The sequence below is a fragment of the Pseudoxanthomonas sp. genome (assembly GCF_035999195.1).
In the GTDB taxonomy this organism is placed as follows: Bacteria; Pseudomonadota; Gammaproteobacteria; order Xanthomonadales; family Xanthomonadaceae; genus Pseudoxanthomonas_A.
On the sequence record NZ_DASYGY010000009.1, the window covers coordinates 1,956,454 to 1,971,121 of the forward strand.

Consider the following 14,668-nt stretch of genomic DNA (forward strand, 5'->3'; position numbering starts at 1 on the left):
TGGAGGAAGTGGCGTCCAAGAATATCCGCGCCCTGGGCTCTTCACTCCCAGAATTCCTTGATCTGAGATGACCGGGCAGAAACTGAACCAGCGGCCATAGCCTCCTCAAACATGTGGATGTCGTTCCACATGGTTTCGAGGTCGTTCTGGGAGTAGATCGAGCGCTCTACACGGGACCAGTTTATTGCACCACCACCTTCCTCCAAAGCGAGTGCCGACGCACGCTCAAGAAGCTTGTCGAGCTCTCCGATGACGCCCCCGGTGGCGGCAAGAACTTCCGCGTCGTAGCGCAGCAGCGCTCGCACATCACAGTTCGGGTAGTGCGAGGCACGTGAGCGGATCAGCGTCGCGAAAGCCTGTCTATCCTCTGGCCGTCTCTCACTGTATGGCGGCACCCAGATGACATCTACGCGACGTCTTAGCTCAGAGTGAATCGACCACATCCTCACTACTTCTGGCACGCCCGTCATGATGAAGCTTATGTTGGCCTCCTCAGCAAATGCCATAAGATGTAGCGTATGATCGGTGGGCCGTTTGTTTGCCCGATTCTTAAGAAACGAGTTCGCCTGATCGATTGATATCACGCCGCATGCTCTTGCTCGGAGCATCTGTTCGACACAGTCCCATGTGTCCGACTCAGTAAGCTTTCGCCCCTCTCTGGCGCCCCACCAGTCGCCCGCCGCTTCAAGCCCCTTCAGGACATCTGCCGGAAGCGTCGACTTTCCGTTGTCTTCAAACCAACGCAGGGTCGGCACACGCAACTGCTTGAGTAGGGACTTCGCTAGAGAGAAAGAGCTGAAGTAAGACTCTGAAGGAAGTCTTGCGCTGCATTCAATGGCGGGGATCTTGCCCTTCGGCCAATGCTTTGGATGTCCATATACTTCCCGCATGACAGAGCGGCGAAGCGTGGTCTTTCCGACACCCGTGGGGCCGATTATGAATATCATTCGGCCCGGCATTAGATTGTCCAACGCCGCACCAAACCGCTTCCGTGGGCGACTGTAGTGCGGATGAAGGGTAAGCGCCATGACTCAGCCCTCACTGTCAAAGAGGGGGCCATCTAGATCGGGCTTACACGTCTTTTCCTTTATGTTCCCTGGTGTATTCTTCGGACGAATCGCATCATCGACCTTCGCCAAGCTATTCGTCTTAGCTTGCTCAATTCTGTCGTGGAGCTGCTTCCGAAGTAGCCTCTTAACCTCTCTACTCAGCCTACGCGCAGTTGGTGCGTAGCACATATCAAAGATCCTCTCTAAGCGATCCTCGCTCGCCACACTCTGTACACGTCGATGGAAGGCTTTTAGCCAGCGGTCACCGATCCTGATGTATAAGATTGCAGGATCCTCACAGTCGATTAGCGCTTCTTCAACTTTTCGGCGCCCCTTAATCTCGGTTTGAAGCTCCATGCTGGTATAGACCCCCTCCTCGATCCTGATCGATCCTCTTTCAGTCAGCCTGATAGCCCCTCCCAAGGGAATAGCAGTGGAAAGAAGGAAAGCGTCATTGATCTGTCGCTTCGCGCCCATGCAGCCAAATTGATCCAAGCTTGCTTGACGCCGCTCAATGGGTGAAAGGTTGTCACCGCCCGGAGAGTGAGGCATATCGCCATAGACATACTTCTCGATGAGCTCGTTCACCTCAAGAAAGCTCATTCTCGCCGTCTTGAGACTCTTGTACTTTCCATCAACCGATCTCCCCTTGCTGTCCGGAAGGGTGCTTCCAAATAGGCGATGTGACACCTGAGTGTTTGCATATTTGTTCGCTGACTCGGCAAGTTGATTCCATGCACTTCCAGCGGTTGGCGAGTAGCGCACGGATATCGTTCCCTCGCAGAACTTCTCCATCCACTTCGACGTGTTTTCCGGCCCTCGGTCGACGTGAATGGTTCTGGGAAGGAAGCCGTGACGGCGTACGATCTGCCGCATCAAGATCGCCAAGCCCTCGGTTCGAGAGGGGCCGAAGATCAAGACGAATGCGAGTGGATAGCCAGAACAGCCATCGATCGCAATGTAGAAAGTTGCACTGAGATGCAGTATGTCGCCGGTGGATCCGTCGACCATTCTCATATCGATCGGCGTTGAATCGATATGGGCAATCTCGCCATAACCAAGTGGTGCTGCGGACGTGTACCTTGGATCCGTGTTCCTTCGGACACGCTGGAACGACCGCATGCCCCCAGACGCGAGTGCATGCCGCTGAGGGTTCTGCTCCCTTATTTCTTTCATAAGCGCCGTGAGGCCGGCAACCGGAATTCCCAGTCGCTCACACTCGCCAGAGTAGATATGGCATGCGTCTCTTTGGCAACTTAACCGCCCCCTGTTCCAGTACTCATCGACAACTTTCCTTCTAAGAGCGACGTACTGGTCGGGCAGCCTCGGAATCTTGTTGCCAGAGGCGTGGTACCGGGTCAGACATGCGGCAAGGGCTGACGCACCCTCACTCCTCGCCTGCTGAACGATCTTCGCGAGCCGCTTTACGCTCTTGGTCGGCGCAAGATCCAGCCCACCAATATACCGATCAACCCTCTCCAGGCGCAGCCTTGCCTTCTCCAGATCTGTCCGTGATGCGGTCAGTGTTTCATCGCCAAGCTCCTCAAGCGATCTGAGCCGGTCCGACACTTTGGCGGCGACAGCGTTTGCATACATCTCAGCTTGGCTTAACGTCGGAAAGAGATAGAACTTCGATTGCTGGCTGATGGACACTGACTTGCAGGGGCCGAATGCATAAGCCTGCGCCAGCATTAGGAGTGCGACTCTACTGGTGAAGCCAGCCGATATGTTCTGAAGCTCAGCAATGCTTTGAGGCCTCTTCTCGATGAGACGTCTCGCTGTGTCACAGGCTCGCATCTCATAGTCGGTGCAATCCAGGCGCTTTGCATCGTAGATTGCGGTCAGATTCTGCAGATAGATGGCCGGGTGTCTTGGTCCTACCCAAACTTTGAACTGGATTCCTCGTGCTTTCGCCCACTCCTCGTAAGGCGTGCATGTCCATCCTCCCTGTACTTGAGACCAGTCGGGATGATGCGCGCTGAGCGCCTTGTGGAGCCACTCTTCCTGCTTGCACTCAACGAGCTCGATTGCGCACTTTCTGACTACGAGAAAGTCGATGTGAGCGGAGCTTACGTGTGATCGTCCATCCGGTCTTACCCTGGTTATCCCTACACATGGCACCTGCGTGTAGTAGCCCAGGACATTGGGGTCTTGCTCAAGTTCGTAGGCATGAATGAGCTCACACGTGTGGCTCTCGACCGTTCTATGACGGCGGTTCTTTGCGAAGTCGAACCTGGTTACGACGTTGGTCAGCGCGCCCGCGCCTACACGCTTCTGGCACGACCCATTGATTGCCTCCTCCACGCTTCGGACATTCTCGTGTGTAAGGCCCGCAGCGGCGTAGATGCCACGGCGCGTATGCTCATCTGGTCCACCAATCTCCATCTTGTCCACAACGACCTCCCACCGGTCTAGCCGGCTTAGGCATAGGGAGCCCGTGCCAAGCGCTAGAAGCGCTTGACAGGGCGTTCAATAAGGGGGAGATTCCGGACTTAGCGAATGTGTACGAAATCAGATTGCCCGCTCGGTTGGCGCCTTGCGGGCTTTCTTTTTCCCCGCGACGGGGTGTCTCAGCTCGTATCCACGCTATCCTCCTGTTTTCCTTAAGCTTTCCAAAGCGCTAGCTAGCTCGACGATGTCCGCTGGATAGCGCAGCCACATGCCAAGCGTGCAGACACGAGCACCAGACATTTCGTGTCGCCCGCCGTTGAGCCCAGCCTAGTTGCAAAGCTTCATCTTCCGCACCCAGAATTAATTCGCCTTTTGAGGTGCATTTATTTGATGAATACGGTGCATTCGGAACTCACCGAGTTGGCCCCTGCTCGGCGAGGGCGTCCACCCAAGTCAAAGGTCGATTTATTTAGGGAGCGCGTGCTCCTGGCCGTGCTCGCACAGCTCCCTAGTGACGCGTCACAGTGTCGATCTGACAGGAGCGCTGCGCTTCGCGGCGGCGTCCTTACTCGAAAGCGCGAGGCCCGCATCGCCGATCACTGCCCAGTCTTTGCTGAAGCAAGCCGATGGCCGTTTCACTTGCTGGAGACGAGGAGCTATACACCATCTAGACTTCGCGAGCTCATAGAGACCTACGAATGTGAGCCGTCATACCTACTGTCGCATCGGCGCGTCGAACTGCCCGCCTGTAGCGACGGGCAAGTAATTTTCTTCCCCGCGAGAGACCCTGCATCACTCCTTTGGAGGGGCGATTTGTACGGGTACCTAGCCCTGCTTACGCAGTTTCGGTTATCGGAGTTGAATGGCGATGTGCCAACGCAGTGGACAACGGCGAGGTATTTGGCGCGCTCCATTCCCGGCGCGTGTCAACATCCCGCCATTGCTCAGAACGCGCGGACGCTGATTTCTCTAACTATGCGATTGCTCAGACACCTTCCTCATCCCTGCATCCCAGTGAGGATTGATCGTCATCAGACGCTCGCACTCGTTCGCCGCGGATCGAGCTACAGAGCCGGCTCTACTCTTGACCCTCTTGTTCATTACTCCGTACGCACGTGCACATCCGACCAAGCGACGTTTCTGATTCCGCACTGTTGATAGATGGCAGGCCGTATCGCGTCGTGACACTTGAGTGGAAATTTCCCTTGGCGAGCGCTGCCCGGGCGACTTCGAAGCCTCCCCGCAGCTGACGGTGATGCTGAGGCTAAAGCATTCGATCACGGTCTAGTCGCTGTTGCCCGGAGCGGGGTCGCCCGCCACTTATACACAGGCGGGTGCGACCGAGGCAACCGTGTCGGCCGCCAGGGGCGTCATCAAGCCCAAACTGAGGTACGACCCCAAGGCCGCCCACAATGCAGTGTCGGACGTGCGTGCCGTCGAAAAGCTTGCGGCGGGCGCGCCATTGGGACCGGAGACACTGGGACTGTGCAACACCGCAGGCTGGCTCGATTCTGGGACGCACTCGGTATCACGTCCGCCCTCTGGAACGGCAATGACGCGTGTACCCTGGGTCAGAGGATGACTTCGCGGCTTTTTTCCATCCTGACCGATTCCCAATGCCGTGAACTGGCGGAGATTTGGGCCGGGTTGAGGCGGGTGACACTGTTCGAAGAGGATGCGACTCGCTCAGAGAAGTGCGACTGAGTGGCCTTGCTCGTCCACCCCACCGCTTGAGCGCGCCGGGCGCCGGGCGCCGCCTTTGATCATGATGCCGCTATGTTGCGGGGCTAAAGGGCCCCAGAAACGCCGCTTGCAATGAGAGCGTCACGTGTGTGTCCGCAGCCTCAGGCACACCAATTGGCGGCGTTTAAGACTCGGCCACATAATGTGACGATGTCCCTAATTCAGTCCAATAATTGACTTATGAGCGGACCAAAGTCTCATTGCATGCGGCATGTGCGTGCTCGTCTGCCACGCAGGATGGTGAATCGTAGTAGAGCGCGCTAGTCTCCGCTCTGCTTAGCATGGTGCTCCGCAATGACGTTATCGCGGTAATGGGGCGGCCGGAATAGCGGCCGAATCGCAACAGTTGTCGTGCTCAAGGAATAGCTATGGAAGTCGTAGCGCGTGCATTGAGATTTGTGCCCTTTCTCATGGCTGCTTTACTCGTAGCGAACATGCCGGCGGAAGCGCTCGCACAAGTTCCCGAGCTTAATGTCGCTGATGTTACCCGCGCCGAAGGTGACAGGACTCAACCGTTGTTGTTGATCGTCAGACTAAGCGCCCCCGCTCCTCCAGGCGGCGTAAGGTTTTCCATACGATCTTCAGACGGCACCGCGACTCTCGCTGATGGCGATTATGTGGAAGTGAATAGCCAGCCCGTCATATCGGAAGGCGACGACTTCGCGATTGTCTTCGTGCCCATCGTAGGCGACACACGAGTTGAGCCTGACGAGTTCTTTTCTGTGAGTATTAGCGCGGCAATTAACGCGACCGTAGGAAATTCTGAAGGCATCATTACACTACTAAACGACGACCCCCAGCCGACCCTGACGCTTCAGGTGGATCGCCAGACGGTGGATGAGAATGAGGGAGTCGGATTCTACTATACAATTAATATGGACCGGCCGCCGATCGTGCCGATTAGTGTCAACTTAGGCTACGCCGGATCGGCATCCGCGGGCGACGACATTAGCGGCCCAGCAATAGTTGCGATCCCCGCTGGCGCACTCTCAGCCACATTTGTGGTCGACGTACTCAACGATTCGATCGTCGAATCGAGTGAATCGGTGGAGGTATCACTTCTCCAAGGCGATTCCTACTTCATAGGTAGTCCGGACACCGTCGTGTCTACGATCACCGACACCGATCTCCCGGCCGCGACGATCTCAGTAGCACCCAACTCCGTGGTTGAGAATGCTGGCATTCCATTGGTCTATACGATTGCCTTAGACCAACCGACACCGGCCGCGCTGACGTTCCCTCTTGACTACAGCGGAAGCGCGACCAGTGGTAGCGACTACACCGCGCCCACCTCCCTGCTGATCCCGGCCGGCGCCAGCTCAGTGAACCTGGATCTGACACCTACGGCCGACGCTGTCATCGAACCCGATGAGACGGTCATCGTCACGGTGGGCAGCGGCACCGGATACCTGCTCGGTACGCCTGCTCAGGCGACAGGCACCATCGCTAATGATGATGTGCCGGCCCTGTCCATCGCCGATGCGTCTACCTCCGAGGGCGACGCCGGCACCACCAACCTCCAGTTCACTGTCACCCTATCCCAGCCGGCAGGGCCGGGGGGAGTGAGCTTTGACATCGCAACTGCCGACCTAACAGCTACCGCAGGAGAGGATTACGTCGCTAACGGCCTTTCCGGACAGGCCATCCCCCAGGGACAGACCAGTCTGGACTTCAACGTGCAGATCAACGGCGATCTGCTGAATGAGCCGACGGAATTTTTCACCGTCAACATCACCAATGTGATCGGGGCTACGGTGATCGATGCTCAAGCCCAAGGGACCATCGTGGATGACGACGACGCGCCGACCTTAAGCATTGAGAGCCGCTCGGTCACCGAGGGCGATAGTGGAACTCAGAGCCAATCCCTTGCCGTGACACTCAGCGCACCCAGCGCCCAGCCAATCAGTGTTGGCTACGACACCCTTGATGGTGCCGCCTCGGCAGGGTCGGATTACGTGGCTACCAGCGGCAGGCTGACCTTCGCATCAGGCCAAACCTCCCAAAGCCTGGTCGTGGACATCCTCGGTGACACGAATGTCGAAGCAGATGAGGCCTTCCAGATCCAGCTGAGCGATCCAGTCAATGCCACTATCGCCTCCGGCACCAGTGCGGTAACTATCATCAACGACGATTTTGCCGTAATTGTTACTCCGGACGTTATCTCTTCCGCGACTGTCGGGGTTGCTTACTCGCAAGTGCTCGCTGCGAATGGAGGCATTGCTCCCTATGTGTTCCAGATTTCTTCTGGCTCACTCCCTGTCGGCCTCTCACTTGTGGACAACAGAATAGAGGGGGTTGCCCGGGCTGATGGAGTGTTCAGCTTCACGGCAAGTGCTACGGATGCCAACGGGGTCGTCGGTTCGCGTAGCTATACTCTCTCTGTCGATTCACCCAGTATCGTGTTCGCTGGCAGCCCGCTCCCGGCGGCGCAAATAGGTATTAATTATGCGACCCAGCTGCCCGAAGCTACCGGCGGGTCGGCCCCTTATATATATCGGGTCATATCCGGAGCCCTGCCTGGCGGCCTCAGCCTTGAAGGCGCCACACGAGTCGTCTCCGGAACTCCGGACTCGCAAGGATCATTTACCTTCACGGTTGAGGTAAGAGATTCCACGCAGGGCCAGGGGCCCTACACCGCTACACAGAACTTCACAATTGAGGTTGTCGATCGGGCGCCGGTGGCTAATCCGGCTTCGTTGACTCTAGCGTACGGCGCATCAACGACTCTCGTGCCACTACCTATCACGGGTGGAAGTCCCACTTCTGTTGCGGTGGTGGCACCACCTAGCAACGGCACGGTCCGGGTCGATGGACTCCAAGTTTATTATCAGCCAGTCGGCGACTTTGCTGGCAGGGACACATTTACTTACAGCGCCAGTAATGCCATTGGTACATCAGCGGCTGCGCTGATCACGATCGATGTGCAGCCGCCTAACATTACCATCCAAGCAACTGGTCCACTGACCACTCGCGTCGGGGATCCTTACTCTCTCATCTTCTCGGTGCAAGGCGGATCTGAACCCTACGGCGGCCAATCCGTCAGGGGATTGCCGGCGGGGCTTCTGCTGAGCGATGTCAACTCAGATAGCCTTATCATATCGGGCACCCCAATTGCGGCTGGAACGTTCATGCTGGAAGTGGAGGTGACCGATGCAAGTATCGGCGACGGACCCTTCACCGCGAGCCGGACGTTCACGCTCACGGTGGAAGCGCCAACGCTAGCCTTATCGCCAGCCTCTGGCGTGCTGACCTCAGCCTATGGCGTTGCCTATGCACAAGTATTCAGCGCGTCCGGCGGCATCGGCCCCTATACGTACTCTCTAACCGGGCCGCTCCCCCCGGGTATGAGTTTTAGTGGCAATGTGCTGTCGGGTACGCCTCTGGGCGTCGGAGATTACCCGATTCAGGTTGCAGCGACGGATACTGGCACTTCTCCCTCGGTCGTGATCGGTCAAACCTATACCCTCACCATAAGTCCACCGAGCATTATTCTGTCGCCGAACGTTCTACCGCCTAGTTCGTCCGGCGCGCCCTATGCGCAGCTCATTACGGCGTTCGGCGGATTGGCGCCCTATACATTCGTGGTCAGCTCGGGTGAGCTCCCAGCCGGCCTTCTGCTAGAGGCCTCGGGCACGCTTAGCGGGACCCCGACACAAGCCGGCTCCTTCGTGTTTGAAATCAGTGCTGCCGACGCCAACGGACAAGTGGGTACCGGTCGCTTCGCATTAGAGGTAGCTGCACCGACCCTAATTCTGATGCCTGACGTACTGACATCTGGACAAGCCGGGCTGGCGTACTCACAGACGTTCGTCGCATCCGGCGGACTGTCGCCTTATCGCTACATTGTCGCCAGGGGGGAACTCCCTACCGGGCTGAGTTTAGATGAAGCAAACGGAATACTCACAGGCGTCCCGACCGAGGCTGGCTCCTTCGCTTTCACCATCATGGTGAACGATAGTACTACTGGTTCAGCTGGGGTGGTCTCGCACCCCTATGTGCTAACGATTCTCGCGCCTGTCATAGTGATCACGCCCGAGCGATTGCCGGATGGAACAGTATTAGCGCCTTATGAACAGAAATTTGTCGCTAGCGGCGGCTCGGCACCTTACGTTTACGCACTTGAGAGTGGAATGCTTCCAGAAGGACTTCAACTCGATTCGGATGGCCGACTTTACGGTTCGCCGAGGGTAAGTGGAGCTTACACCTTGGTAATCATGGCAATTGATGCCTTGGGATTCACAGGCTCAAGGTCCTACCAACTAGACGTCCACAGTCGACCAGATCCTTCCAGGGACCCGGAAGTCCGAGGCGTGCTGGAAGCGCAAGTTCAGTCGGTTCGCAGATTTGCAATGACGCAAGCTGACAACATCCAGAGACGGATTGAAGGCTTGTCTGGCCCCTCGTCGTCCGCTGCAATGTTCAGTAACGGCATTGCATTTTCTCAGAGCAGCCCGTGCATTGACCGTGCAGGCGATGGCCTGAGGTGTTCTGCTCCCGTGCCATACGCGCCGCCGGACCTCCCGCCTGAAGTCTACGAGGACGACAGTACGCCAAGTTCGCTGCACCTGTGGTCAGCGGGCAGTATCAGGTCAGGCAATGCAGATGGACGCGGCGCAAGCAATGTGGCCTTTGAAACGGACGGCATTACGCTAGGGGCCGACTACTATTTCACCGACCGCCTTGCCCTCGGCGCCGTACTCGGCTTCGGTCGGGAAACCGCAGAGGTGGGATTCAATGGCAGTCAGGTGGAAGGTGACGCAGCCACCGTCGCCGGGTACTTCAAGTTTCACGTAACGGATGAGGTTTACCTGAGCGGCCTACTGGGCTACCAGAGCCTCAGCTTTGACATCAGGCGTGCCCTAGACAGCGGTGCGCTCGCTGTCAGCTCGCGTAGTGGCTCACAAAGGCTTGTATCTTTGTCGGCAGGAATTGAGCGTCGGAGAGACGCCTATTCTGTGACGAGTTACGCGAGGCTTGATGGACAAAGAGCCCGCTTGGATACATTTACAGAACGAGCAGACGCGCTCTATGCGCTGACATTTGCACCCCAGAACATAGGCGCCCTCACTACAAGCCTTGGTTCACGAATGGAATGGCGAAACGATGTCGGCTGGGGGTCTTTCAGCCCCCAAGTGCGCTTAGAGATCCAGAGAGATATTGAATCCGACAGCACAGCAAGGCTGAACTATGCCGAAGCCGCAGATGAGGACATGTACAGTTTAAGACTCCTCGGCTTTGACCGCACTCGCGCAGTGATTGGGTTGGGCGCCCGCTTCGTGCTCCAGCGCGATTTCAGTCTACGTGTGGAGTATCGAGGCCTCTTCGGCACAGGAGGTGATACTGACCATGGCGTTTTGCTCAATGTGGAGAAGCGCTACTAGCGGGTTAGCGCCTCAGCTCGGTACGGAGGCGCGACGGGGACAGGCATCGCTCAGCGCTACCTCATGCGGCAGACAATGCACCATCCACGCCAAACGCCTCACCAGGCGCGCATAACCTCACTCTTGTAGGCACTGTGGGCAAAAGGCTGACCCGTGGTGCCCGCGGGTCAGGTGTTAAATCCCTGCCGGGGCCAGCCATGGCAGGGTGCCGTCGGCAGAAACTGGCGGATAGAGAAGCCCGGAAAACCGTCGCACGAGGAGTTCCTCCAGGCAGCAAATCGGCACGCCCATGAGCGCCGAGGCGAGCCTGACCGCCTCCGCGGGTGAGTTCCGATCGATGTCCCGATTCCAGATCTGCCACGTCCCGAAGGTGCGCTGCACAAACACATGCAGTCCCACACCATCGGCATGCGCGCGGCGGGCTAGCTAAGAGGAACAAATCTCGCCACGCAGCGGCTGGGAATGAGTGCACCACATGCGGCGGCGCGCTGCTCGTCGGCCGGCGTGCGTGCGGGTCGGACGCTTTAGCCGGCGGGAGGGCTTGATCCATTTGAGGCACCGGATCAACGCCACGTCGATCACTGCCTTGCCCTGCTTGAGTGCGGCGCCCACCGCCAGACATAGAGTATCACGCGTTTCGCCGAGCAGTCCTTCCGAGAGCTCATGAATCAGACCTACCAGTTCGGAAGACTGCAGGCGGGCGATTCACATCTGCTTGCATAGACCACTACAAGCAGGGGTACTTCGCGGACGGAAACCGTGCTCATGCCTCCTCTGTAGCCATATCTAGTAGGTTCGCGCAAAGTAGCCACGAGCATGTAGATCTCCAAGGATTCGTATGGAGCGCGAGAGATGTCTCGAGCAAAGTCTTGCTTTCACACTCGGTGGTTAAATGTCTATAAAGCGGCTTAACGTCCTGCAGATCCAGCACGCAGGCGCCACGGGTGATGTGGGGCGTCATGTGCTATCGCTCAGTTCAGGCTTGCGAAGCCTTGGCCATCAAGTCTGCCTTGCTCTCCGACCAAATGCTTGGCTACATGATTGTGCAGAGCAAGCGGGCTTAGAGGTGGTCACACTGGCGCTCCGTGGCGTCTTTGACCCCAATGCATACTGGACGCTTTACAAGCTCGCGCGTGCTCGGCAATTCGACGTGATCCACGCCCATTGCAATCGTGGCGCGATGTATGGCGCGATAGTTGCGCGCCTAGCGCAATCCACTTCCATGTGTACAGTACATATGCTTGATAGCTTGAAAGGACTGTATCGACAGCAGAAATTAGTTGCCACCTCAGACGCAATTTATAGTGACCTCATCCTTAGGGGGCTTTCCCCGACAAGGATTAGTCGCATTGACAGCGGCGTGGCGTGCTTTCCGCCGATTACCATTTACGAGCGCGCGAGATCACGCAATCGGCTCGGTATAAGAAAAGAAGAGGTAGCTCTTGCGCTACAAGGGCGAATGTCATCTCCCGCCGACTACGGGTTACTACTACGAGCCTTGAGTTCTTTGGGGGATGCGGGAGATCGTTTTCGTTTATACATTATTGAGCCGCAGGACCTAGATGACGCTTACCACATTATCCGTCTTGCAGACAAGGCTGGTCTGCTCGACCAGCTAACGCTCTGCGGTTATCGGGATGACGTGATCTCAGTAATAAAGGGAATGGATGTTGTTGTGCATATCTCTCAGACCGATAAAGCGGCTCTCCCAATATTGGAAGCTATGTCATTGGCTATTCCAGTCGTTGCTTCACGAACCGACGGCATACCTGAGTTGATTGAACACGGCTACAATGGACTTCTATTCTCTTCAGGCTGTCAAGCTGAGCTGGCAAGCTGCCTTCGGTCACTAGCCGATCCCGCACTACGCCAAGCCCTGGGCCAGGCCGCGCGTGCCACTCAACAGCACCGCTTCACCATAGATGCCATGGTTAGGTCGACAGTCGCACTCTATCGCCCCGGCTTAAGCGGCTAGCGTGATCGACTCGCGGCTCGACACTATGCAGCCATTGGCAGTGGAGTGCTCTAGAGCCCAAGTTGCATCGCTTCGGATTCAGTGAACATCTACAAATCGTGCTTTACGGCCGTCACGGAGCTGCGTACGGACGGTAAGCACTATCGAATACAGCCAAAATCGAAACGGCCAAGCAGGTGATCGATCACGCCGCCGTGTGCGTGGGCAAACACCCTGCGCGTGGCCCCTGCATGTTTCGCCAATTCGTACTTATCTTATAGCTTGCGTCTACCGACGGGCATACTTTGTTGGATGGGGTATGCGCGCTTAGCTACATTCAAGCATTCAAATCCGGCCTATGGACCCGTACCAAGATGCGTAAGGTGCGGCTGAGCGGCCGCATGTCCCCAAGCTCGACCCTTCTTTTCCTTGGCTCGCAAACAAGATGCGTTGAACGGGAAAAGGCCGATTCATTTCTTGAGGACACGTATGAAATCCACGCTTGTCGCACTTTCGCTTCTTTTGACGTCGCCAACATGCTGGGCAACGGAAGATGACCCCCATCGCTTCGCTGCAACCATTGGTTACGCGTCACAGTCTGGCGAGAGCTCTTTGATCCCCGTGCAGTTGGGTGACGGGTATCCGCCAGGCTCAGAGATCGAACGCGGCGGAAACCGCGGCTCGGCAGCCGCAAGTATCAGCTGGTATATGACACCTCGGGTTGCACTGGAATTGTGGGGCAAAGGTTCATCGGAAAGCTCTGTAGAGATCGACGTGGAGAACGGGCCGGACGTCGGCGTGGCGCGTTACAGTACGCGCCACGCCTCACTAAGTGTGCAGTATCACTTTCTTAAAGCCATTGACGGCGAAAGAATCGTCGCTACGCCCTTTGTGGGCGTTGGCTATGGCAAAGTGAGTGTCAGCAATGTCAGTTCCAATGCTCAGCTCGGATATGGAAGTCTTGAGGTCGAGGGCAGCAACGGGCTTGCGCTAGTGTTGGGTATGGACCTTGCACTAGGGGAGCGTTGGTTCTTGCGCGGTGATGCTCGCAGGCTCACCTGGACGGGGACATCAACCCTGCAGGCCGCACGCCTTACCGATGAAAAACAGAACTTGCTGATCTATGGGGTTAGCCTAGGTAGGCGATTCTAAGGAGAAGTTCCGCCCGGGGCTATAGCCTCGGGCGTGCTCTTGTGGACGATTGCCGTCCCGCGTCGAAGCTTGTGAGTGCTATACAACTCGCATGGGTGCGACTGAAAGATCTATGCTAGGAATCTCCATCGTTCACGTGCAGCATGTGTGGGTCTGTAGCGAGGGACTCACGAGCGACCGCTACGCAGAGATGGTCATGCATGTCAGCAAGCAGGCTCGCCCGTATCTGTGTTTGTGGCTCGGTGCGCGGTGCCCGGTGCGCGGTGCTATCTAGCACCGTGGCATTGGATTTCCAATCACGGGGTAATCCGGCGATACGCGCGGATTCAAAGTCCAGCGCTCTACTGCCGCAATGCCCGTCTGTGCGCCGAGACCTGTGTGCCCTAGCTTGATGATCTTACCCACCCTGATTTCGCCGGTAGCACAGGCCTCAAGTGCAGCGCGAGGTCGGAATCCGCAGGCGATGACGGTAAAGATCATCGCGTTCATGAGCGGATGGAAGTCTGCCGTGAACGGACAATTGATTAATTCTCCCGTGGCCCCCTTTGCGTCCTTTTTCGGCGTCGACACTGCAGCCTGCTTCTTCTTCCGAATGAACTTCTTCGCGGGGGCGCCATCGGGGCGCTTCTTGGCCTTCGAGGTGCTCAGAACAGACGTCGTGGCGCTACGAACGAACGCGTTGCGTTGAGCCTGCTTCGGCACGCGGGCACGGACCTGGAAGTCAGCAACCGGGAATTTCTTTTGGGTAGCCATGGGTCCATGTCAACAGCTGCACTAGGCGTTGCTTAAAATGGGCGGGCGCCCTTGTCCCGCCCCTTAACAGATCACCCAATATGGCGCCGCTATCCCAATTAGCGCCGGCGAACTGGGAGCTCGTAGCGTGAGAGCGCCTTCCGGGTCTTCTGGTCCGTCTCATAGCGACCCAGGGCATAGCCGTCCCAGATTGCGCCAGGAGGCCATCCCAGCACGGTGAGTTGGAGCAGCAGGCGGACCAAGCC

General features: G+C 57.2%; 6 protein-coding genes. 3 read left to right on the forward strand and 3 right to left on the reverse strand.

From position 1 onward, the window contains the following. Window positions 1–41 precede the first annotated feature (41 nt). On the reverse strand, window positions 42–1,028 hold the full coding sequence (locus VGN58_RS16175) for an AAA family ATPase (protein WP_327484200.1): 987 nt from the start codon (window positions 1,026–1,028) through the stop codon (window positions 42–44). 3 nt (window positions 1,029–1,031) lie between these two features. Then, a complete protein-coding gene (locus VGN58_RS16180) occupies window positions 1,032–3,443 on the reverse strand; it encodes a transposase family protein (RefSeq protein WP_327484201.1) in 2,412 nt (803 codons plus the stop codon). A 2,108-nt stretch (window positions 3,444–5,551) separates the two neighbouring features. On the opposite strand from VGN58_RS16180, the gene VGN58_RS16185 reads away from it, so the two are divergent. From VGN58_RS16185 to VGN58_RS16195, 3 genes are all read left to right on the forward strand, one after another. Further along, a complete protein-coding gene (locus tag VGN58_RS16185) occupies window positions 5,552–10,564 on the forward strand; it encodes a putative Ig domain-containing protein (protein ID WP_327484202.1) in 5,013 nt (1,670 codons plus the stop codon). Between the two features lie 892 nt (window positions 10,565–11,456). After that, window positions 11,457–12,539, forward strand: a complete 1,083-nt coding sequence (locus VGN58_RS16190; RefSeq protein WP_327484203.1) for a glycosyltransferase — start codon at window positions 11,457–11,459, stop codon at window positions 12,537–12,539. A 468-nt stretch (window positions 12,540–13,007) separates the two neighbouring features. Then, window positions 13,008–13,670, forward strand: a complete 663-nt coding sequence (locus VGN58_RS16195; RefSeq protein WP_327484204.1) for an OmpW/AlkL family protein — start codon at window positions 13,008–13,010, stop codon at window positions 13,668–13,670. A gap of 270 nt (window positions 13,671–13,940) precedes the next feature. On the opposite strand, the gene VGN58_RS16200 is transcribed toward VGN58_RS16195, so the two are convergent. Then, complete coding sequence (locus VGN58_RS16200) at window positions 13,941–14,423, reverse strand: hypothetical protein (RefSeq protein WP_327484205.1); 483 nt, start codon at window positions 14,421–14,423, stop codon at window positions 13,941–13,943. Window positions 14,424–14,668: the final 245 nt, after the last annotated feature.

Coding starts and splice junctions, on each gene's coding strand:
- VGN58_RS16175 (WP_327484200.1), bottom strand. CDS start 1,028: ATGGCGCTTACCCTTCATCCGCACTACAGTCGCCCACGGAAGCGGTTT.
- VGN58_RS16185 (WP_327484202.1), top strand. CDS start 5,552: ATGGAAGTCGTAGCGCGTGCATTGAGATTTGTGCCCTTTCTCATGGCT.
- VGN58_RS16190 (WP_327484203.1), top strand. CDS start 11,457: ATGTCTATAAAGCGGCTTAACGTCCTGCAGATCCAGCACGCAGGCGCC.
- VGN58_RS16195 (WP_327484204.1), top strand. CDS start 13,008: ATGAAATCCACGCTTGTCGCACTTTCGCTTCTTTTGACGTCGCCAACA.
- VGN58_RS16200 (WP_327484205.1), bottom strand. CDS start 14,423: ATGGCTACCCAAAAGAAATTCCCGGTTGCTGACTTCCAGGTCCGTGCC.